Below are 19315 nucleotides of genomic sequence, written 5' to 3' on the forward strand. Positions count from 1 at the left end.
ACGCCAATGCGAATGTCAATACAAATGAGAATGATTCGCATTTAAGTTTAAACCAGCAAATCCGGCGACGCGACCAAAAATAGGGTGGGGAGGCGGGCGCCACGCCCCCGCTTAGGCGGCGCGCAACGCTTCCACGATGCGCAGGCGGGCTGCCCGCACGGCCGGCAGGAAGCCGCCGATGAAGCCCATGATGAGGGCGAATACCAGCGTCTTGAGCACGATGGCCGCGCTCAGCTTGAAGCCGAACGCCAGCTCCGAGAAGGTCTGGAAATTAGCGGTGGAGAAGGACATGAACTGCATCAACGAGGCCAGCGCCAGCCCGGCCACGCCGCCCACCAGCGACAGCAGCATGGCCTCCGTCAGGAAGGCGGCCAGGATGCTGCGGCGCCGGAAGCCCAGCGCGCGCAAGGTGCCGATCTCGCCCACCCGGTTGGCCACCGAGGCATACATGGTGATGGTGGCGCCTATCATGGCGCCGATCGAGAAGATCACCGACAGCGTCATGCCCAGGATGTTGATGAAGGTCGACAGTGCCTTCGACTGGTCGGCATAGAACACCTGTTCGCGCTTGGCCTCCAGCGTCAGGCGCGGGTCGCTCTCGATGTCCTTCTTGAATCGCTCGAAGCTGTCCGTGCTGGCCAGGCGCAGCACCATGGCCGACCAGGCGTTGCGGCGGAACGCTTGCAGCAACTGGTCGGCGTCGCCCCATACCTCGGAATCGAAGCCACTGTTGCCGGCGTCGAACAGGCCCACCACGGTCCATTCGCGCTGGCCAAAGCGCAGCTTCTCGCCGATGCCGGCGCCAGCGAACCGGCGCGCGATGCTGGCGCCGGCGATGATCTCGGAGGCGCCGGGGCGGAACATGCGCCCGCTCGTCAGCCGTACCTGGGGCCGCAACTGCAAGCCGCGCAAGTCCACGCCACGGATGATGACGTTGGACGGCTTGTCCGTGTCGCGCTTGTTGAGCGAGATGAGCACCACGGTTTCCTTCGACAGCATGGCCTGGCCGTCCGGTCCGCGCGCGATGGCGGGGTGGGTGGCGACGATGTTGGCCTGGGCGCGCTCGATGCCGCTCTGGATTTCCGTGTCGGCGGCGCGCCGGATCACCACCACGTTGTCGTATTCGCCGGTGGTCACGAGCGTGCTGCGCAAGCCTTCGTCGAGCATCAGCACGGTGGCGAACACGAACACCACCAGCGCCAGGCCGGCCGCCGTCAGGCCGGTGGTCAGGCGGCGCATCCACAGGTTGCGGGCGATGTAGGAGAGCGGGATCTTCATGGGCCTATCCTATGCTGCGCAAACCTTCGACGATGTTGACGCGGCTGGCCCGCAGCGTGGGCGCGATGCCGGCCACCACGCCGATGGCCAGCGCGGCCAGCACCTGCTGCAGCACGGTTTGCGCCGACACGTCGAACACGGGGAACATGGTGCCCATCTTGGCCGCAAAGCCGGCCGCCACCGGGAACAGCAGCACGATGCCCAGTCCCGCGCCGCACAGGGCCAGCAGCAGCGATTCGCCAAAGATCATCAGCGCCAGGAAGCCGGGGCCGAAGCCGAGCGCCTTGAGCGTGGCATATTCACCGAGCCGTTCGCGCGCGCTCATGGCCATGGTGTTGGCCATCACGGCCATGATGATCAGGATCACCACGTACGACACCACGCGGATCCCCACCACGATGGCCTCCGACATCGACACGAAGCCGAGCTGAAACGCCTTTTCTGTTTCCGTCAGCGTCTCGGCCAGCGAGTTGCGGAACTGGCTGTCAATGGCGGCCGAGATGGCGGCCGCGTTTTCCGGCTGGCCGATCTGCACCACGTACACGCCGATCTGGTTGGCGCGGCGCGGCGTGATCTTCTTCATCGTCTCGTTGACGTAATCCCAGTGGAAGAACATGGTGGAGGTGTTGGTGTTGCTCTGGCGGCCGTCGTAGATGCCGCGCACCACGAACTCCCACTGGCCCGGATAGATGGTGCCCTTGATGGGGATGATGTCGCCCACCTTGAAGCCATACTGGTCGGCCAGCTTGCGGCCCACGATGGCGCCCTTGCGGTCGCGCAGGAAGGCGGCGCGCTGGTCCGCGGGCAGCAGGTAGTCGGGATAGATGTCGAGGTAACTCTGGCCGGAGACGGCGAACTGGGCGAAGAAGTTCTTGGGGTCCTGATAAATGCCGCCAAACCAGTTGGCGTAGCCGACGGCCTTCACGCCTTCCACGCCGCGGATGCGGGCCTGGTACGACAGCGGCAGCGGGAACACGAGCGAAGTCTTGTTGCGGGTGACGAGGGTGGTGTTGGCGGCGCCTTCCGCGCCCGCGTACCAGGCGTCGATCACCGTTTGCAGCAGGCCGAATGACAACGTGGCCACCACCAGGCCGAGCACCGTGAGCGTCGTGCGCAGCTTGTGGCGCAAGGCGTTCTTGGCGATCAGGCGCAGCGTGTAGAGCGGCGCGACCATGCGTCAGGCCGCTCCCTGGGCCAGCAGTTCGCCTTTTTCCAGGTGCACCAGGCTGCGCGCGGCCGCCGCCGCGTTGGCGTCGTGCGTGACCATGATGATGGTCTTGCCCAGCTCCCGGTTCAGCCGTTGCAGCAGGGCCAGCACTTCGGCGGCCGAGTTGCGGTCCAGGTCCCCGGTCGGTTCGTCGGCCACGATCAGGGCCGGGTCGGTGACGATGGCGCGCGCGATGGCCACCCGCTGCTGCTGGCCGCCCGACAGTTCGTTGGGCGTGTGGTCCATGCGGTCGGCCAGGTTGACCATGGCCAGCGTCAGTTCCACCCGCTCGCGCCGTTCGCGCCGCGACAGGGGCGTGAGCAGCAGCGGCAGTTCCACGTTTTCGAACGCGGTGAGCACCGGCATCAGGTTGTAGAACTGGAAGATGAAGCCGACGTGGGTGGCGCGCCATTGCGCCAGCGCGCTTTCGCCCATGCGGGCGATATCGAGGCCGTCCACGCGCAGCAGGCCGCTGTCCGGCTTATCGATGCCGGCGATCAGGTTGAGGAGGGTGCTCTTGCCGGAGCCCGATGGCCCCATCAGGGCCGTGAAGTCGCCGGCCTGGATGGTCAGGCTGATGTCGGTCAGCACCGGCACCACCTGGCCGCCGCGCCGGTAGGACTTGACCAGGTGTTCGATCTGGACGATGGGCTGCATGGCTTACTTCTTCGCCAGGGCGATGGCCTGGCCGTCGCGCAGGCCGGCGGCCGGGTTGAGCACCAGCTTGTTGCCCGGCTTGACGCCCTGCACGGCCACCAGTTCGCCCACCTTGGCGCCGGCCGTCACGGGCACCTGGTGCACCTTGCCGGCGTCGGCCACGAAGGCCACGGATTTGCCGTCGCGGGTAGTGATGGCGCCCGGCTGCACGGCCACCACGGGCGCGCGCTCGGCCGCCGGCACGGGCTTGGACAGGAAGGCCACCTTGGCGCTCATGTCGGGCAGCACCCGGCTGTCGGGCGCGGCGAAGCGCACCTTGACCAGCAGCGTGGCCTTGCTGCGGTCCAGCGTGGGCACCATGCGCGACACGGTGCCTTCCAGCCGTAGCTCGGGGAAGGCGTCGAGCTGGATCTCGGCCGGCTGGTCGACGCGGATCTTGCTGATGTTCGATTCGGACACGTCGGCCTCCACCTCCAGCGTATCCATGTCGGCGATGGTGACCACGGCGCCCTTGCTGTCGGCGGCCGACGAGAACGGGGTGATGTTGTCGCCCACGTTGGCGCTCTTGGTCAGGATCACGCCATCGAACGGGGCGCGGATCAGGGTCTGGTCCAGCGCCACCTGGGCCGACTGCGCACCGGCTTTTGCGGCGGCGATGGCGGCCTGGTAGCCGGCGATGTTGGCGCGCGCCTTGTTCAGCCGGGCCTGGGCCGCGTCGTAGGTAGCGGCCGCGATGAATTTCTGTTGCAGCAGCTCGGCGCTGCGCCTGAAGGCGGCCTGCGCGTCCTGCAGCTCGGCCTGGCCCTGCGCCAGGTTGGCCTGGGCCAGTTGCACGTTGGCCCTGGCCTGGCCCAGCGCGGCGCTCACGTCGCGGTTCTCCAGGCGCGCCACCACTTCATCCTTTTTCACATGGCTGCCTTCGAGTACGCCCAGCCATTCCAGCCGTCCCGTGGCCTTGGACGACAGGGCCGCCTTGCGCTGCGCCACTACGTAGCCGGTGGCGTTGAGCAGCGTGTAGTTCTGGGACGGGTAGGCCAGTGCCACGGTGACCGTCTCCACGCTGGCCGCGCCGCCCAGCTGGCGCGACACGACGGCAACGGCACCCAGCGCCACCACGCCAACGACCACCCAGTGCAGCCAGCGCCGCCGCGGGTGCGCGCCCGCTATCTGCGCCTGCGGGCCGCGTTCGATCTTGAGCTTGGAGATGTCTGGGTTTGCCACGGTTTACCTCAGCGGTGGAAGGGATGGTGAGACTGGCGCAAAACAACATAACAATCTTGCTATATTGTCGCCGCCCGCGCAAGCGCGGCAGCCCACGCGGGCGCAAGACAGCCGTAAGCGCCCCGCGTTACAATCTCGCCTTTCCCCTCTGAGCTCGCAGCGCCATGACCATCCCCGCCCCCATCGCCGATGCGCTCACGCGCGCCCATGCTTCCTGGCGCCCTGTTTTGCGCAAGGGACTGGAGGCGATGCTGGCGGCCGATCCGGCCTATCTGCCGGCGCTGGCCCTGGACGATTACCTGCCGACGGAGCAGCGCCTGTTCGCCGCGTTCGCGCTGCCGCTGGATCGGGTGCGCTACGTGCTGGTGGGCGAGGGGCCCTATCCGCGCGCCGAGAGCGCGACCGGGGTGTGCTTCATGGACGGCGCCGTCGGCAGCCTGTGGTCGGACGAGGCGGGAGGCGGCTTGTCCAAGCCCGTCAACAAGGCCACCTCGCTGCGCAATTTCATGAAGATGCTGCTGGTGGCCGACGGCCAGCTGGCGCCCGACAACACGGGCGGGCCGGCACTGGCAGCCGTGGCCGAGCGGGCCCGCCAGGGCGGCCATATCCAGACCCTGGCCCAGATGCAGGAAAAGTTGACTACTCAAGGATTTCTGCTGCTTAACGCGGCCCTGGTGTTCCGATCCCACGTGGCCCCGGCCCGCGATGCCAAGGCATGGCTGCCGTTCTTCGAGACGGTGATGGCGGAACTGGCCCGACTGGTGCAGCCGGCGCCGGTGGTCATACTGTGGGGAAAGATCGCTGAACAGCTGAATAAGTTGCCGGTGATGAAAAGTTTCCCGCAAGTATGCTGCGAGCATCCCTACAACCTGAGTTTCATCGTCAACACCGACATGCATGGCCTGTTCGGCCCGATGCGGCTGCTGGCGGCCGGCCAAAGCCGGTCCTGACAAACTTACGCAAAGTTTGATATACTTGACTAAATCGATCAACTAATCAGGCTTATTTGATGAGTTGAGGAGCGATATTTTAACCGAGTTGAACCGAGGTAGTGATGCGTCTGACCACCAAAGGCCGTTTTGCCGTGACTGCGATGATCGATTTGGCTATGCGCCAGGGCAAGGGCCCCGTCACGTTGTCGGGCATCAGCCAGCGGCAAGCCATCTCGCTGTCCTACCTGGAGCAGCTGTTCGGCAAGCTGCGCCGGCATGAGATCGTCGAGTCTATCCGCGGTCCCGGCGGCGGCTACAGCCTGGCGCGCCGGGCCGACAAGGTGACGGTGGCCGACATCATCATCGCCGTCGACGAGCCGCTGGACGCCACCCAGTGCGGCGGCAAGGAAAACTGCCACGGCGCCGATGCGGCCAGTGGCGCCCGTTGCATGACCCACGAGCTGTGGGCCACGCTCAACGAGAAGATGGTCGATTACCTCGATTCCGTGTCGCTGCAGGACCTGGTCGACCAGCAGAAACAGAAGAACGCCGAACAGAACGTGGTCGTGCTGCACCGCAACCACGCCGCGATGGGCTGATGACCGCGCCGCGGTTAGCCTGAAAATAAGTTGTCACGCTTTGGAGTAACTAGATGAATGCCCCTGAAAAAAACGTCGCGCAGGTCCAGTTCCATACCGCCCCGCACTTCCCGATCTACATGGACTACTCGGCCACCACGCCGGTTGATCCGCGCGTCGCCGACCAGATGATTCCGTATCTGCGCGAGCAGTTCGGTAATCCCGCCTCGCGCAGCCACATGTACGGCTGGACGGCGGAAAAGGCGGTGGAAGAGGCGCGCGGCCACGTGGCAGCGCTGGTCAATGCCGATCCGCGCGAAATCATCTGGACCTCGGGCGCTACCGAAAGCAACAACCTGGCCCTGAAGGGCGCGGCGCAGTTCTACAAGACCAAGGGCAAGCACATCATCACCGTCAAGACCGAGCACAAATCGGTGCTCGACACGGTGCGCGAACTGGAACGCCAGGGCTTCGAGGCGACCTACCTGGACCCGCAGGACAACGGCCTGATCTCCATCGAACAGCTGACGGCGGCCATCCGCCCCGACACCATCCTGGTGTCCGTCATGCTGGTCAATAACGAGATCGGCGTGATCCAGCCGATCGACGAAATCGGCGCCCTGTGCCGCTCGAAAGGCATCATCTTCCACTGCGACGCCGCCCAAGCGACGGGCAAGGTGGCCATCGACCTGCAGAAATCCAAGGTCGACCTGATGACCTTCACGGCCCACAAGACCTACGGCCCGAAAGGCGTGGGCGCGCTGTACGTGTGCCGCAAGCCGCGCGTGCGCCTGGAAGCGCAGATGCACGGCGGCGGCCATGAGCGCGGCCTGCGTTCGGGCACGCTGCCGACCCACCAGATCGTGGGCATGGGCGAAGCGTTCCGCCTGGCCAAGCTGGAAATGGACGAGGAGATCGTGCGCATCAAGGCGCTGCGCGACCGCCTGGCCGCCGGCCTGCAGGAAATCGAAGAAACCTACGTCAACGGCGACATGGCGCACCGCGTGCCGCACAACCTGAACGTGAGCTTCAACTACGTGGAAGGCGAATCGCTGATCATGGCCGTCAAGGACCTGGCCGTGTCGTCCGGTTCGGCCTGCACCTCGGCCAGCCTGGAGCCGTCCTACGTGCTGCGCGCGCTGGGCCGCAGCGACGAACTGGCGCACAGCTCGATCCGCTTCACCATCGGACGCTTCACCACCGAGGCCGACATCGACTTCGCCGTCGACCTGATGAAGTCCAAGGTCGGCAAACTGCGCGAACTGTCGCCGCTGTGGGACATGTTCAAGGAAGGCATCGACATCAATTCGATCCAGTGGGCGGCCCACTAATCAGGCACGCACGAATTCTCTCAAATTTAGGAGCATCAAAATGGCTTACTCGGAAAAAGTGTTGGATCACTACGAAAATCCCCGCAACGTGGGCGCGTTCGAAAAAGGCGATGAAAGCGTCGGCACCGGCATGGTGGGTGCGCCCGCCTGCGGCGACGTGATGAAGCTGCAGATCAAGGTCGGCGCCGATGGCCTGATCGAAGACGCCAAGTTCAAGACCTATGGCTGCGGTTCGGCCATCGCATCGAGCTCGCTGGTGACCGAATGGGTCAAGGGCAAGACGCTGGACCAGGCGCTGGCCATCAAGAACACCCAGATCGCGGAAGAACTGGCGCTGCCGCCGGTGAAGATTCACTGCTCGATCCTGGCGGAAGACGCGATCAAGGCCGCCGTGCTCGATTACCAGAACAAGCACCCGGTCGCAGCGGCTTAATTTGTTTGACACCGGACCCCGCGATGAGGCGGGGACCGGCAGGAGAAATGCATGGCAATCACATTGACCGAAAAAGCGGCGAAGCACATCAACCGTTACATCGAACGGCGTGGCAAGGGCGTGGGCCTGCGCTTTGGCGTGCGCACCACGGGCTGCTCGGGTTTGGCCTACAAGCTGGAATATGTGGACGAGGCGGCGCAGGAAGATCATGTGTTCGAATCGTTCGGCGTGAAGGTGTTCGTCGATCCGAAAAGCCTGCCGTACATTGATGGCACGGAGCTCGACTTCGCGCGCGAAGGCTTGAACGAAGGCTTCAAGTTCAACAACCCGAACCAGAAGGACGCGTGCGGCTGCGGCGAAAGCTTCCGCATCTGAGCCCGCGTTCCATGTGCCGCGGTCTTGCGATTGTGACGGCAGACGACGAATAGACCCGGATAGACTCCAGCCATGCAAAATCATTTCGAACTGTTTCACCTGCCGCAGCAATTCGCGCTCGACCAGGGCGCGCTGGACGCCGCCTACCGCGATGTCCAGGGCCAGGTTCATCCCGACCGTTTCGTCAATGCGACGGACGCGGAAAAGCGCGTCGCCATGCAGTGGGCCACGCGCGCCAACGAAGCCTACCAGACGCTGAAGAATCCCCAGAAGCGCGCCCAGTACCTGTGCGAGCTCAATGGCGTGGATCTGCAGACGGAGTCCAACACGGCCATGCCGATGACCTTCCTGATGCAGCAGATGGAGTGGCGCGAGGCGCTGGGCGAGGCCCGCGCCGCCAAGGACCTGGGCGCGCTGGAGGCGCTGGACCGCGAACTGCGCAATGACCGCAAGGGCCGCTTGCTCGACATCGCCGTGCACCTCGATGGCAACGATTACCACGCCGCCGCGCAGGATATCCGCGCGCTGATGTTCATCGACAAGATGAAGCATGAGATCGACCTGGCGTTCCATCAGTTAGAGGACGCTTGAGCGGACGGTGGAGCAGGGCGCCGCACCGCGCGGCGATGGCCGGTATTCCGGCCTGCGGCCACGCGCCGGCGGCCGTTCCACCGCATACTTTTAATCAGAGCCGCAAGGCATGAAACCATAAATGGCACTTCTGCAAATTTCCGAACCTGGCATGTCGACCGCGCCGCACCAGCACCGGCTGGCGGTGGGGATCGACCTGGGCACCACCAACTCGCTGGTCGCCACCGTGCGCAACAGCATCCCCGAAGTGCTCAACGATGAAGACGGCCGCCCGCTGCTGCCATCCGTGGTGCGCTACCTGCCCAATGGCCACGCCAACATCGGCTACAAGGCGCAGGCCGCGCAGACCACCGATCCGAAGAACACCATCGTCTCGGTCAAGCGCTTCATGGGCCGCGGCCTGCAGGACATCGCCTACGCGGAAAACCTGCCCTACGATTTCCAGGACACGCCCGGCATGGTGCAGCTCAAGACCATCGCCGGCATCAAGAGCCCGGTCGAGATCTCGGCCCAGATCCTGGCTACGCTGCGCCAGCGCGCGGAAGACTCGCTGGGCGATGACCTGGTGGGCGCCGTGATCACGGTGCCGGCCTATTTCGACGACGCCCAGCGCCAGGCCACCAAGGACGCGGCACAACTGGCCGGCCTGAACGTGCTGCGCCTGCTGAGCGAGCCGACGGCCGCCGCCATTGCCTACGGCCTCGATAATGGTTCCGAAGGCCTGTTCGCCGTCTACGACCTGGGCGGCGGCACCTTCGACATCTCCATCCTCAAGCTGTCCAAGGGCGTGTTCGAAGTGCTGTCGACCGGCGGCGATTCGGCCTTGGGTGGCGACGACTTCGACCACCGCCTGTTCTGCTGGATCCACGAGCAGGAAAAGCTGGCGCCCCTGTCCGACGAGGACACGGCCGTGTTGATGGTCAAGGCGCGCGAAGCCAAGGAACTGCTGTCGACCAAGGATGAAGTGATGGTGGACGCCGTGCTCGGTTCGGGCGAGGAGGTGCACCTGAAGATCACGGCCGCCACCTTCCACGAGATCACCAAGCACCTGGTCGGCAAGACCATGAACGCGATCCGCAAGGCCCTGCGCGACGCGGGCGTGGATGCGGACGACGTGGACGGCGTGGTCATGGTGGGCGGCGCCACGCGCATGCCGCACGTGCAGCGCGCCGTGGGCGAGTTCTTCCACACCACGCCGCACGCCAATATTGACCCGGACAAGGTGGTGGCGCTGGGCGCGGCCATCCAGGCCAATCTGCTGGCCGGCAACCGCGCGCCCGGCGACGACTGGTTGCTGCTGGACGTGATTCCGCTCTCGCTCGGCATCGAGACGATGGGCGGCCTGGTCGAGAAGATCATCCCCCGCAATTCCACCATCCCGTGCGCGCGCGCGCAGGAGTTCACCACCTTCAAGGATGGCCAGACGGCGCTGGCCGTGCACGTGCTGCAAGGCGAACGCGAACTGGTGTCGGACTGCCGCTCGCTGGCCCGCTTCGAACTGCGCGGCATCCCGCCCATGGTGGCCGGCGCGGCGCGCATCCGCATCACCTACCAGGTCGATGCCGACGGCTTGCTGTCGGTGTCGGCGCGCGAGCTGCGCTCGGGCGTGGAAGCGTCGATCAGCGTCAAGCCGGCCTATGGCCTGGGCGACGACGACGTGGCGCGCATGCTGCAGGATTCGTACAAGGCGGCCGACGTGGACATGGTGGCGCGCGCATTGCGCGAGGAACAGGTGGAGGCCGAGCGCATCCTGCTGGCCACCCAGTCCGCGCTGGACGAAGACGGCAACCTGCTGGACGGCGCCGAGCGGGCCGCCGTGGACGCGCTGATGCAGCAGGTGCGCGACGCCATCACGGCGTCCAACGCCGGTACGCTGGACCACAGCGGCGTGAAGGCGGCCGTGGAGGCGCTGGCCAACGGCACCGAGGAATTCGCCTCGCGCCGCATGGACCGCAGCGTGCGCAGCGCCCTGGCCGGCAAGTCGCTGGACCAGGTAGTGTAATCATCCCATCACCGCCGCCGCCCGCCTTGCGGGCCGGGCGGCGAACCGAATTGAACAGACAGAGGTAACCAAGTGCCACAAATCGTCATCCTGCCACACGCCAAGCTGTGCCCTGAAGGCGCCGTGATCGAAGCGCCCGCCGGCAAGTCCGTGTGCGACATCCTGCTCGAAAACGATATTCACATCGAGCACGCCTGCGAGAAGTCGTGCGCCTGCACCACCTGCCACGTGCTGGTGCGCGAAGGCTTCGATTCGCTCAACGAGGCGACCGAGACGGAGGAGGATATGCTGGACAAGGCCTGGGGCCTGGAAGCCGTGTCGCGCCTGTCGTGCCAGGCCATCGTGGACGAGGAAGACCTCGTGATCGAAATCCCGAAATACACCATCAACCACGCCAGCGAAGGCGGACATTGAGACGGGAGAGCGACATGAAATGGACTGACATCACGGCCATCGCGGAAGCGCTGTACGACAAATACCCGGACACCGATCCGACCACCCTCCGCTTCACCGACCTGCACAACAAGGTGGTGGACCTGGAAGGCTTCGACGACGACCACTCCCGTGGCGGCGAGAAGATTCTGGAAGCGATACAGCAGGCGTGGATCGATGAAGCGCGCTGAGAACCGGGCGGCCAAGGCCGTACCGCTGGCCACCACCACCAGCACCGCCACCATGCCCGAGATCCGCGACGGCCAGTCGGTGGCGCTGCTGCAGGAACTGCACATCCTCACCCGCGACGGCAAGTTGAACCAGGATAGCCGGCGCAAGCTCAAGCAGGTCTATCACCTGTACCAGTTCATCGAGCCGCTGCTCAAGGAACTGCAGGCAGAGCGGGGCGAGGGCGGTCCCGGCATCTCGCTGGTGGATCACGGCGCGGGCAAGTCCTACCTGGGCTTCATTCTGTACGACCTGTTCTTCAAGGGCTTGCAGGACGACTCGCACATCTACGGCATCGAAACGCGCGAGGAGTTGGTGGCCCGTTCGCAGGAACTGGCGAAGAAGTTCAACTTCCCCGGCATGTCCTTCCTGCCGCTGTCGGTGGCTGAATCGACCGAATCGAAGCTGCTGCCGGAACAGATCGACATCGTCACCGCGCTCCACGCGTGCAACACGGCGACCGATGACGCGATCCACTTCGCGCTCAAGAAGAAGGCCAAGTACATGGTGCTGGTGCCTTGCTGCCAGGCCGAAGTGGCGTCCGTGCTGAAGAAGAACAAGGGCAAGGCGCTGGCCAAGAGCGCGCTGACGGAAATCTGGCGCCATCCGATACACACCCGTGAATTCGGCAGCCAGATCACCAACGTCCTGCGCTGCCTGCAACTGGAAGCGCACGGCTACCAGGTCAACGTGACGGAGCTGGTGGGCTGGGAGCATTCGATGAAGAATGAGCTGATCATCGCCACCTACAAGAACCTGCCGCGCAACCGCCCGACCGAGCGCCTGCGCGAAGTGCTGGAAACGCTGGGGCTGGAGGAGATGGGCAACCGCTTCTTCACCGAGCAAGTAGCGCAAGCGAGCGCATAAGCGATGGATGCAATGAGCGATAGCAGTACCGACAACACCATCCGTCTCGCCAAGCGCGTGGCGGAAATGCGTGCCTGTTCGCGGCGCGAGGCCGAGCAGTACATCGAAGGCGGCTGGGTCAGCGTGGATGGTGTAGTGGTCGAGGAACCGGGGGCCCGCGCGGCGCCACACCAGACAGTCACCATCGCGCCCGATGCGACGCTGCTGGACGTGGTACCCGTCACGCTGCTGCTGCACAAACCGGCCGGCGTCAACGCCGGTGTCGGCCAGCAGGGCGTGCCCGCGCTCACTTGCCTGCGCGCCGACACGCTGACGGCCGACGCGCGGGGCCAGCGTTTCCTCAAGCGCCATCTGGCGGGCCTGACCCTGACCAATCCACTGGAGACGATGGCCAGCGGCCTGGTCGTGTTCACGCAGGACTTCCGCGTGGCGCGCAAGCTGGTGGACGACGCGGCGCGCATGGAGCAGGAATTGATCGTGGAAGTGGCGGGCCAGATCGCGGAGAATGGCCTGGCAAAGCTGAATCACGGCCTCACATTCAACGGCAAGCCGCTGCCGCCGATCAAGGTCAGCTGGCAAAATGAAAAGCGCCTGCGCTTCGCGCTCAAGGGCGTGCAGCCGGGCCAGATCGAGCACATGTGCAAGCAGGTGGGATTGAGCGTGGTGGCGATCAAGCGCATCCGCATCGGCCGCATCGCCATGGCGGGTTTGCCGGTGGGCGAGTGGCGCTACTTACAACCGTACGAGCGTTTCTAAGCGGCCAAATACAATTGGGGACGTAGCATAATTCGGAATTTTGCTACGTCCCCCATTCTTTTCAGGCGGCTTTCTTCTTTTTCTCGGGCTTGGGCAGTTGCACCAGGCGGGTGCCCGTCAGGCGGTCGTGCAGGAACTGGCCGTCCTTGTCGAACCAGGCCGTGGCCGACCAGGCCAGGATGCCGGCGCCCAGCACACCCAGCGCCTGCCAGTGCGCCAGTCCCAATGCGTAGTCCAGCAGCGCGGCCGGCACGATCCACAGCCAGGCCAGCAGGTAGCGCACTACGGCCGCTTGCAGCGGTACGTGCTCGCGGCCTGGCATCACCAGCTTGATACGCCAGGTGCGCATGGCCAAGGTCTGGCCTTCGCGACTCCATTGATGGATGAAGTAGGCGCCCAGCACGAGGAAGGCCAGCGCCTGGCGCATGTGCTCGACCACCTTGGCATGGCTGGCCTGGGTGGCGATCTCAAATACGAGGAAGGGCAAGAACAGCACGGCCAGGCCGAGCAGGGTTTCGTACACCATCGAGATCAGGCGGCGCGCCACGGTGGGCACGGCCGGGCTGCTGGGAGCCGGAGCGGGGCTATTTGACATTCGTGGGGGCGGGTGCGCTGGCCGGGGTGGCGGCCGGGGTCGTGGTGCTGGCGGGTGCGGTGGGCGTGCCGGTCGCCGGTGTACTGGCGGCCGTTGGCGCCGTCGCGGCAGCCGTGCCGGCAGCGGGCGCCGTGGCTGCCTGTGTTGCCGGCGCTGCCTGTGCCGACGGTGCCGACGGGGCCACCGGGGTGGCCGGGGTGATCGGCGCGATCGATGGTGGCGGCGTTACGTTCTTCTTGATCGGCGCTACCGTCTTCATCTTGCTCTGTTCCGGCGTCGGCAGGTTGGCCACCTGTTTTTTCACGGCCGCCGCTGCTGCCAGTTGTTTCTTCTGCTCTTCAGGAAGTTGCTGGTACTCCTCCCACTGGGCTGACTTGTGGCCGGGGCCGATCTTCTGGGTGCGGGCGTAGTTCTCGCGCACCTGGCGCCGCTGTTCCGGCGTCATGCGTACCCATTCGTTCATGCGCTCGCGCACGCGCGCCTGTTCGTCGGGTGTCATCGACGAATAGCGGTTGGCGATCTTCAGCCACTTCTGCTTGCGCAAGCCTTCCATCTGATCCCATTCCACTTGCAGCGGGAGCAGGGCTTGCTGTTGTGATGCGTTCAATTCCTTCCAGAGAGGCTTGTCCAGGCCTTTGGGCGCGGCGCCATGCTGCTTGCCGCCAGCGCCGGACTTGCCAGCGGCGGACGATGCCGAGGGTGCGGCGGCCGCAACTCTGGCCGCCGGCGCCACGGGCGCCGGGCGCGTGCCGACCCAGACCGTGCCGGCCACTGCCGCCAGCACGCCTGCCGCCACCGCCACGCCCAGTTTTGCCTGACTACTGAAACCCGTCATGCTTATTGCTCGCTTCGGTCGCTTTGTTCGCTTTGGGCGAGGTAGGCGTTAAAGCCGTGGTCCAGGTAGGCCGACAGCGGCAGTTCATCCGACAGCACGGCCGCGTCCAGCTCGGCCAGCTCGGCCACGCGCTGTTGCTGTTCGTACTGGTAGATGCCGATCAGGCCCGTGACCAGCACCAGCAGCGGAATCACCATGCTGACCCGGCCCAGCCAGGAGAACGGCTGCGAGAAGTAATCGCCCAGGCTGCGTGCGCCGCCAGCGCTGGCCGTGGCCAGTGCCGCCTGCTTCACGCGCAGCGGGGCATCGGCCTTCTTGCGGGCCAGGGCCGCCTTGCGCGCTTGCGCCAGCCGGTCGGTGGTCGAGGCCGGCAAGTCGTCGAGCCGCTCATTGAGCTTGTGCCGCACCTTGTATGCGAAATTGAGTTCTTCGGTGTTCATAATTTTATTCCCTTGGCCTGCAGTGCCTCGGCGAGTGCATGAGTTGCGCGTGAGCAATGTGTTTTGACGCTCCCCTCGGAACAACCCATCGCTTCGGCCGTTTCGGCCACGTCCATATCTTGCCAGTAACGCATGAGGAAGGCTTCCCGTTGACGCGCGGGCAGTTTTTGTACCTCATTCTCGATCAAGGCCAGCATTTGCTGGCGTTCGACCTGGTCGGCGCTGGACTCGGCGGCCGCGGTGCCTTGTTCGGCTTCGTAGGACTCCAGTATATCAAAGTCCTCATGCTCGTCTCCCGATGGGCCCAGGCCGGAGAACAGGCTGACCCAGGTGTTGCGTACTTTTTCTCGGCGGAAATAATCGAGGATGGTGGTCTGCAGGATGCGCTGGAACAGCATGGGCAGCTCGGCGGCCGGCTTGTCGCCGTATTTCTCGGCGAGCTTGATCATCGCGTCCTGCACGATGTCCAGGGCGGATTCGTCCTTGCGTACCGCATAGACGGCTTGTTTAAAGGCGCGCCGCTCGACGTTTTCTAGAAAGTCGGATAATTCTTTGTCTGTTGCCATGCGTCGTGGAGCGTTTGGCCGGGAATGCCGGCATCTGGGGCGCGAAGGCCGGAAGTGTTGCGTGTGGCGTTGTTTCGTAAACTGAGCGCATGCTAGCAAAAATTGGCCATTTCCGCATGTTTTTCGATAACAGACGCACCAGAATGGCGCTTTACGCATGATTTCGCTTGCTCAAACCGGGGTGCCGGTGTTACCGTATGGGAGCTTTGAACATCCCGAAGCTCTATGGTCTGGTCGCCGCTGGCACACAACGCCGCAATCGACAAGACGCGCTTTCATATGTAGGCAGTTTGCTCTAACCCGCGCCACAAGCGCGAGAGGTACGCACAACCGCTGCAGAATACTCCAGCCTAACGAAATTGCGTCCAGCGACGCCTTGTACGCTCCCTACGGTGAGCGGAAGAGGCACCGTGACCGCATCCAAAAGGGCAGCTGGACCACGCTGTGGCAGTACGCATACTTCGCCAGGACAGGGCATCCGATCAATCTCCAATGGACCTTGAAAGGAATGTGTTATGAATACCGAAGCAGCAGGAAACCAACTCACAGGCGCGGAAATCGTCGTGCGCTGCCTGGCCGAAGAGGGCGTTGAGCACGTCTTTGGCTACCCGGGCGGTGCCGTTCTGTACATTTACGACGCCATCTTCAAGCAAGACAAATTCCAGCACATCCTCGTTCGCCATGAGCAGGCCGCGATCCACGCCGCCGATGCCTATTCGCGCAGCTCGCAGAAAGTCGGCGTCGCCCTGGTGACCTCCGGTCCCGGTGTGACCAACGCCGTCACGGGCCTGTCGACCGCTTACATGGACTCGATCCCGATGGTGGTCATTTCGGGCCAGGTGCCCAGCCATGCCATCGGCCAGGATGCGTTCCAGGAATGCGACACGGTCGGTATCACCCGTCCCGTCGTCAAGCACAATTTCCTCGTCAAGGACGTCAAGGACTTGGCGGAAACCATCAAGAAAGCCTTCTTCATCGCCCGCACCGGCCGTCCCGGCCCCGTGCTGGTCGATATTCCGAAGGATATCTCGATGCACAAGACCACCTTCTCGTACCCGAAAGAGGTCGAGATGCGGTCCTACAAGCCGGTCGACAAGGGCCATTCGGGCCAGATCCGCAAGGCCGTGCAGCTGTTGCTGCAAGCCGAGCGCCCCATGATCTACACGGGCGGCGGCGTGATCCTGGCCAATGCCTCGCCGGAACTGAACAAGCTGGTCGACAAGCTGGGCTTCCCCGTCACCAACACGCTGATGGGCCTGGGCGCCTACCGCGCCAGCGACGAGAAGTTCGTCGGCATGCCCGGCATGCACGGCACCTACGAAGCGAACATGGCGATGCAGCACTGCGACGTTCTGATCGCCATCGGCGCCCGCTTCGACGACCGCGTGATCGGCAACCCGAAACACTTCGCCAGCCATCCGCGCAAGATCATCCACGTGGACATCGACCCGTCGTCGATCTCCAAGCGCGTCAAGGTCGATATTCCCATCGTCGGCAACGTCAAGGACGTGCTGATCGAGTTCCTGGCCCAGCTCGACGCGGCCGAGACCAAGCCCAACGCGCCCGCGCTCAAGGACTGGTGGAAGCAGATCAATGAATGGCGTGGCCGCAAGTGCCTGGCCTACACGCCGTCGGACCTGGTGATCAAGCCCCAGGCCGTGGTGGAAAAGCTGTGGCAGGTGACCAAGGGCGACGCCTTCATCACCTCCGACGTGGGCCAGCACCAGATGTGGGCGGCCCAGTACTATCCGTTCGACAAGCCCAAGCGCTGGTGCAACTCGGGCGGCCTGGGCACCATGGGTGTCGGCCTGCCGTACGCCATGGGCGTGCAGATGGCCAATCCGGACGCCACCGTCGCCTGCATCACGGGTGAAGGTTCGATCCAGATGTGCATCCAGGAACTGGCGACCTGCAAGCAGTACCACCTGACGCCGAAGATCATCATGCTCAACAACCGCTTCCTCGGCATGGTGCGGCAGTGGCAGCAGATCGACTACGGTTCGCGTTATTCCGAGTCCTACATGGATTCGCTGCCCAACTTCGAGAAGCTGGCCGAGGCCTATGGCCACGTCGGCATGCGCATCGAGAAACCGGGCGATGTGGAAGGCGCGCTCAAGGAAGCGTTCGACATGAAAGACCGGCTGGTGTTCATGAACTTCATCACCGATCAATCTGAAAACGTATGGCCGATGGTGAAGGCGGGCAAAGGGCTCTCCGAAATGCTGTTGGGTTCGGAGGACTTATAAGATGCGACACATTATCTCTGTATTGCTGGAAAATGAAGCGGGCGCGCTGTCGCGCGTGGTGGGCCTGTTCTCGGCCCGTGGCTACAACATCGAAACGCTGACCGTGGCGCCGACGGAAGACGCGACCCTGTCGCGCATGACCATCGTCACCAGCGGCTCGGATGACATCATCGAGCAGATCACCAAGCACCTGAACCGCCTGATCGAGGTGGTCAAGGTGGTCGATCTGACCGAAGGCGCCCACATCGAACGTGAGCTCATGCTCATCAAGGTGCGCGCCGTCGGCAAGGAGCGCGAGGAAATGAAGCGCACCGCCGACATCTTCCGTGGCCGCATCATCGACGTGACGGAAAAAACGTACACCATCGAACTGACCGGCAACAAGGGCAAGCTCGACGCGTTCATCGATTCGATCGACCGTGCCTCCATCCTGGAGACGGTCCGTACCGGCGGTTCCGGCATCGGACGCGGCGAACGCATCCTCAAGGTTTAACCGGACGTCCCCGACGCACGGCTTCAAACAAACAATACCCCAAATATAGGAATTATCATGAAAGTTTTCTACGACAAAGACGCTGACCTCTCCCTGATCAAGGGCAAAAACGTGGCCATCATCGGCTACGGTTCGCAGGGCCACGCCCACGCGCAAAACCTGAGCGACTCCGGCGTCAACGTCACCGTGGGCCTGCGCAAGGGCGGTTCGTCGTGGTCCAAGGTCGAGAAGGCCGGCCTGAAAGTGGCCGAAGTGAACGACGCCGTCAAAGCCGCCGACGTCATCATGATCCTGCTGCCGGACGAGAACATCGCCCAGGTCTACAACGTAAACGTGGCCCCGAACGCCAAGCAAGGCGCCGTGCTGGCCTTCGCGCACGGCTTCAACGTGCACTACGGCCAAGTCGTGCCACGCGCCGACCTGGACGTGATCATGGTCGCACCGAAGGCCCCAGGCCACACCGTGCGCGCCACCTACACCCAGGGTGGCGGCGTGCCGCACCTGATCGCCGTGTACCAGGACAAGTCCGGCATCGCCCGCGACATCGCCCTGTCGTACGCTTCGGCCAACGGCGGTGGCCGTGCCGGCATCATCGAAACCAACTTCCGTGAAGAGACCGAAACCGACCTGTTCGGCGAACAAGCCGTGCTGTGCGGCGGTACCGTGGAACTGATCAAGGCCGGTTTCGAAACCCTGGTCGAAGGCGGCTACGCTCCTGAGATGGCTTACTTCGAGTGCCTGCACGAACTGAAACTGATCGTTGACCTGATCTACGAAGGCGGCATCGCCAACATGAACTACTCGATCTCGAACAACGCCGAGTACGGCGAGTACGTGACGGGCCCGAAAGTGGTGACCGAAGACACCAAGAACGCCATGCGCCAGTGCCTGAAGGACATCCAGACCGGCGAATACGCCAAGTCCTTCATCCTGGAAAACAAGGCCGGCGCCCCGACCCTGATCTCGCGCCGCCGCCTGACGGCCGAGCACCAGATCGAAGAAGTCGGTGCCAAGCTGCGCGCCATGATGCCTTGGATCGCCAAGAACAAGATGGTCGACCAGTCGAAGAACTAATCAGTCTCTTCGCAATAGGAAAAGCCGGGATGCGTTCCCGGCTTTTTTTTCGTTGGTGCGCCCAGCATGGGCGCACTCCTGTGGGTGCAAGTCCCGCCGCGAGCTGACCACAGTGAGCGAAGTGAAGCGCAACTGCGGAAGGGTAACTGACTGTGGGAAGGAAGCGTGGAGCATAAAT

22 protein-coding genes are annotated in these 19315 nt (G+C 64.0%); 14 read left to right on the plus strand and 8 right to left on the minus strand.

From position 1 onward, the window contains the following. Window positions 1–111: 111 nt before the first annotated feature. From H3H36_RS24075 to H3H36_RS24090, 4 genes are read right to left on the minus strand one after another with little or no spacing between them, the layout of a single operon-like run. Entirely contained in the window at window positions 112–1278 is a 1167-nt protein-coding gene (locus tag H3H36_RS24075) for an ABC transporter permease (protein ID WP_182220593.1), read from the minus strand. Window positions 1279–1282: 4 nt separating this feature from the next. Beyond that, window positions 1283–2452, minus strand: coding sequence for an ABC transporter permease (locus tag H3H36_RS24080; RefSeq protein ID WP_182220594.1), 1170 nt, complete (start codon window positions 2450–2452; stop codon window positions 1283–1285). A 3-nt stretch (window positions 2453–2455) separates the two neighbouring features. Continuing rightward, window positions 2456–3142 carry an ABC transporter ATP-binding protein gene (locus H3H36_RS24085; RefSeq protein WP_182220595.1) on the minus strand — a complete coding sequence of 229 codons (687 nt, stop codon included), beginning with the start codon at window positions 3140–3142 and terminating at the stop codon, window positions 2456–2458. Window positions 3143–3145: 3 nt separating this feature from the next. After that, window positions 3146–4363, minus strand: a complete 1218-nt coding sequence (locus tag H3H36_RS24090) for an efflux RND transporter periplasmic adaptor subunit (protein WP_182220596.1) — start codon at window positions 4361–4363, stop codon at window positions 3146–3148. A gap of 164 nt (window positions 4364–4527) precedes the next feature. Here H3H36_RS24090 and H3H36_RS24095 point away from each other — a divergent pair, with 164 nt between their 5' ends. From H3H36_RS24095 to H3H36_RS24145, 11 genes are all read left to right on the plus strand, one after another. Then, window positions 4528–5313, plus strand: coding sequence for a uracil-DNA glycosylase family protein (locus tag H3H36_RS24095; RefSeq protein WP_182220597.1), 786 nt, complete (start codon window positions 4528–4530; stop codon window positions 5311–5313). A gap of 104 nt (window positions 5314–5417) precedes the next feature. Continuing rightward, window positions 5418–5894: a Fe-S cluster assembly transcriptional regulator IscR gene (gene iscR, locus H3H36_RS24100; RefSeq protein ID WP_182220598.1), complete on the plus strand. Its 477-nt coding sequence runs from the start codon at window positions 5418–5420 to the stop codon at window positions 5892–5894. 53 nt (window positions 5895–5947) lie between these two features. After that, window positions 5948–7204 carry an IscS subfamily cysteine desulfurase gene (locus tag H3H36_RS24105; RefSeq protein ID WP_182220599.1) on the plus strand — a complete coding sequence of 419 codons (1257 nt, stop codon included), beginning with the start codon at window positions 5948–5950 and terminating at the stop codon, window positions 7202–7204. Between the two features lie 40 nt (window positions 7205–7244). Continuing rightward, window positions 7245–7637, plus strand: a complete 393-nt coding sequence (gene iscU / locus H3H36_RS24110) for a Fe-S cluster assembly scaffold IscU (RefSeq protein WP_182220600.1) — start codon at window positions 7245–7247, stop codon at window positions 7635–7637. A 51-nt stretch (window positions 7638–7688) separates the two neighbouring features. Further along, window positions 7689–8012, plus strand: coding sequence for an iron-sulfur cluster assembly protein IscA (iscA, locus tag H3H36_RS24115; protein ID WP_182165966.1), 324 nt, complete (start codon window positions 7689–7691; stop codon window positions 8010–8012). A 72-nt stretch (window positions 8013–8084) separates the two neighbouring features. Further along, entirely contained in the window at window positions 8085–8603 is a 519-nt protein-coding gene (hscB, locus tag H3H36_RS24120; RefSeq protein WP_182220601.1) for a Fe-S protein assembly co-chaperone HscB, read from the plus strand. Between the two features lie 121 nt (window positions 8604–8724). Further along, a complete protein-coding gene (gene hscA, locus H3H36_RS24125) occupies window positions 8725–10605 on the plus strand; it encodes a Fe-S protein assembly chaperone HscA (protein WP_182220602.1) in 1881 nt (626 codons plus the stop codon). Between the two features lie 72 nt (window positions 10606–10677). Continuing rightward, window positions 10678–11019 (plus strand): ISC system 2Fe-2S type ferredoxin, encoded by a 342-nt coding sequence (fdx, locus tag H3H36_RS24130; protein ID WP_182220603.1) that lies wholly within the window; start codon window positions 10678–10680, stop codon window positions 11017–11019. Window positions 11020–11033: 14 nt separating this feature from the next. Then, window positions 11034–11228 carry a Fe-S cluster assembly protein IscX gene (gene iscX / locus H3H36_RS24135; RefSeq protein WP_182220604.1) on the plus strand — a complete coding sequence of 65 codons (195 nt, stop codon included), beginning with the start codon at window positions 11034–11036 and terminating at the stop codon, window positions 11226–11228. Then, entirely contained in the window at window positions 11215–12132 is a 918-nt protein-coding gene (locus H3H36_RS24140; RefSeq protein WP_182220605.1) for a class I SAM-dependent methyltransferase, read from the plus strand. The genes iscX and H3H36_RS24140 overlap by 14 nt, the downstream gene beginning before the upstream one ends. Window positions 12133–12144: 12 nt before the next feature. Beyond that, entirely contained in the window at window positions 12145–12888 is a 744-nt protein-coding gene (locus H3H36_RS24145) for an rRNA pseudouridine synthase (protein WP_182220606.1), read from the plus strand. Between the two features lie 61 nt (window positions 12889–12949). Here H3H36_RS24145 and H3H36_RS24150 read toward each other — a convergent pair whose 3' ends face one another. The 4 genes from H3H36_RS24150 to H3H36_RS24165 are packed head-to-tail and all read right to left on the minus strand — an operon-like array spanning window position 12950 to window position 15324. Then, window positions 12950–13483, minus strand: a complete 534-nt coding sequence (locus tag H3H36_RS24150; RefSeq protein ID WP_182220607.1) for an RDD family protein — start codon at window positions 13481–13483, stop codon at window positions 12950–12952. Next, a complete protein-coding gene (locus H3H36_RS24155; RefSeq protein ID WP_182220608.1) occupies window positions 13473–14318 on the minus strand; it encodes a DUF3106 domain-containing protein in 846 nt (281 codons plus the stop codon). The genes H3H36_RS24150 and H3H36_RS24155 overlap by 11 nt, the downstream gene beginning before the upstream one ends. A gap of 2 nt (window positions 14319–14320) precedes the next feature. Further along, window positions 14321–14758, minus strand: a complete 438-nt coding sequence (locus tag H3H36_RS24160) for a DUF3619 family protein (protein WP_182220609.1) — start codon at window positions 14756–14758, stop codon at window positions 14321–14323. After that, window positions 14755–15324, minus strand: a complete 570-nt coding sequence (locus H3H36_RS24165) for an RNA polymerase sigma factor (protein WP_182220610.1) — start codon at window positions 15322–15324, stop codon at window positions 14755–14757. Before H3H36_RS24165 ends, H3H36_RS24160 begins: the two co-directional genes overlap by 4 nt. Before the next feature lie 515 nt (window positions 15325–15839). Here H3H36_RS24165 and H3H36_RS24170 point away from each other — a divergent pair. Genes H3H36_RS24170 through ilvC form a run of 3 tightly spaced genes read left to right on the plus strand, consistent with a single transcriptional unit; the run spans window position 15840 to window position 19137 of the window. Next, on the plus strand, window positions 15840–17570 hold the full coding sequence (locus tag H3H36_RS24170) for an acetolactate synthase 3 catalytic subunit (RefSeq protein WP_182165944.1): 1731 nt from the start codon (window positions 15840–15842) through the stop codon (window positions 17568–17570). Window position 17571: 1 nt separating this feature from the next. Next, window positions 17572–18063 carry an acetolactate synthase small subunit gene (ilvN, locus tag H3H36_RS24175; protein ID WP_093389534.1) on the plus strand — a complete coding sequence of 164 codons (492 nt, stop codon included), beginning with the start codon at window positions 17572–17574 and terminating at the stop codon, window positions 18061–18063. A 57-nt stretch (window positions 18064–18120) separates the two neighbouring features. Further along, on the plus strand, window positions 18121–19137 hold the full coding sequence (gene ilvC / locus H3H36_RS24180; protein WP_182220611.1) for a ketol-acid reductoisomerase: 1017 nt from the start codon (window positions 18121–18123) through the stop codon (window positions 19135–19137). The last annotated feature ends 178 nt before the right edge of the window (window positions 19138–19315 follow it).

Source organism: Rugamonas fusca, assembly GCF_014042365.1.
Classification (GTDB): Bacteria; Pseudomonadota; Gammaproteobacteria; order Burkholderiales; family Burkholderiaceae_D; genus Rugamonas; species Rugamonas fusca.

Coding starts and splice junctions, on each gene's coding strand:
- H3H36_RS24075 (WP_182220593.1), bottom strand. CDS start 1,278: ATGAAGATCCCGCTCTCCTACATCGCCCGCAACCTGTGGATGCGCCGC.
- H3H36_RS24080 (WP_182220594.1), bottom strand. CDS start 2,452: ATGGTCGCGCCGCTCTACACGCTGCGCCTGATCGCCAAGAACGCCTTG.
- H3H36_RS24085 (WP_182220595.1), bottom strand. CDS start 3,142: ATGCAGCCCATCGTCCAGATCGAACACCTGGTCAAGTCCTACCGGCGC.
- H3H36_RS24095 (WP_182220597.1), top strand. CDS start 4,528: ATGACCATCCCCGCCCCCATCGCCGATGCGCTCACGCGCGCCCATGCT.
- iscR (WP_182220598.1), top strand. CDS start 5,418: ATGCGTCTGACCACCAAAGGCCGTTTTGCCGTGACTGCGATGATCGAT.
- H3H36_RS24105 (WP_182220599.1), top strand. CDS start 5,948: ATGAATGCCCCTGAAAAAAACGTCGCGCAGGTCCAGTTCCATACCGCC.
- iscU (WP_182220600.1), top strand. CDS start 7,245: ATGGCTTACTCGGAAAAAGTGTTGGATCACTACGAAAATCCCCGCAAC.
- iscA (WP_182165966.1), top strand. CDS start 7,689: ATGGCAATCACATTGACCGAAAAAGCGGCGAAGCACATCAACCGTTAC.
- hscB (WP_182220601.1), top strand. CDS start 8,085: ATGCAAAATCATTTCGAACTGTTTCACCTGCCGCAGCAATTCGCGCTC.
- hscA (WP_182220602.1), top strand. CDS start 8,725: ATGGCACTTCTGCAAATTTCCGAACCTGGCATGTCGACCGCGCCGCAC.
- iscX (WP_182220604.1), top strand. CDS start 11,034: ATGAAATGGACTGACATCACGGCCATCGCGGAAGCGCTGTACGACAAA.
- H3H36_RS24140 (WP_182220605.1), top strand. CDS start 11,215: ATGAAGCGCGCTGAGAACCGGGCGGCCAAGGCCGTACCGCTGGCCACC.
- H3H36_RS24145 (WP_182220606.1), top strand. CDS start 12,145: ATGAGCGATAGCAGTACCGACAACACCATCCGTCTCGCCAAGCGCGTG.
- H3H36_RS24150 (WP_182220607.1), bottom strand. CDS start 13,483: ATGTCAAATAGCCCCGCTCCGGCTCCCAGCAGCCCGGCCGTGCCCACC.
- H3H36_RS24155 (WP_182220608.1), bottom strand. CDS start 14,318: ATGACGGGTTTCAGTAGTCAGGCAAAACTGGGCGTGGCGGTGGCGGCA.
- H3H36_RS24160 (WP_182220609.1), bottom strand. CDS start 14,758: ATGAACACCGAAGAACTCAATTTCGCATACAAGGTGCGGCACAAGCTC.
- H3H36_RS24165 (WP_182220610.1), bottom strand. CDS start 15,324: ATGGCAACAGACAAAGAATTATCCGACTTTCTAGAAAACGTCGAGCGG.
- H3H36_RS24170 (WP_182165944.1), top strand. CDS start 15,840: ATGAATACCGAAGCAGCAGGAAACCAACTCACAGGCGCGGAAATCGTC.
- ilvN (WP_093389534.1), top strand. CDS start 17,572: ATGCGACACATTATCTCTGTATTGCTGGAAAATGAAGCGGGCGCGCTG.
- ilvC (WP_182220611.1), top strand. CDS start 18,121: ATGAAAGTTTTCTACGACAAAGACGCTGACCTCTCCCTGATCAAGGGC.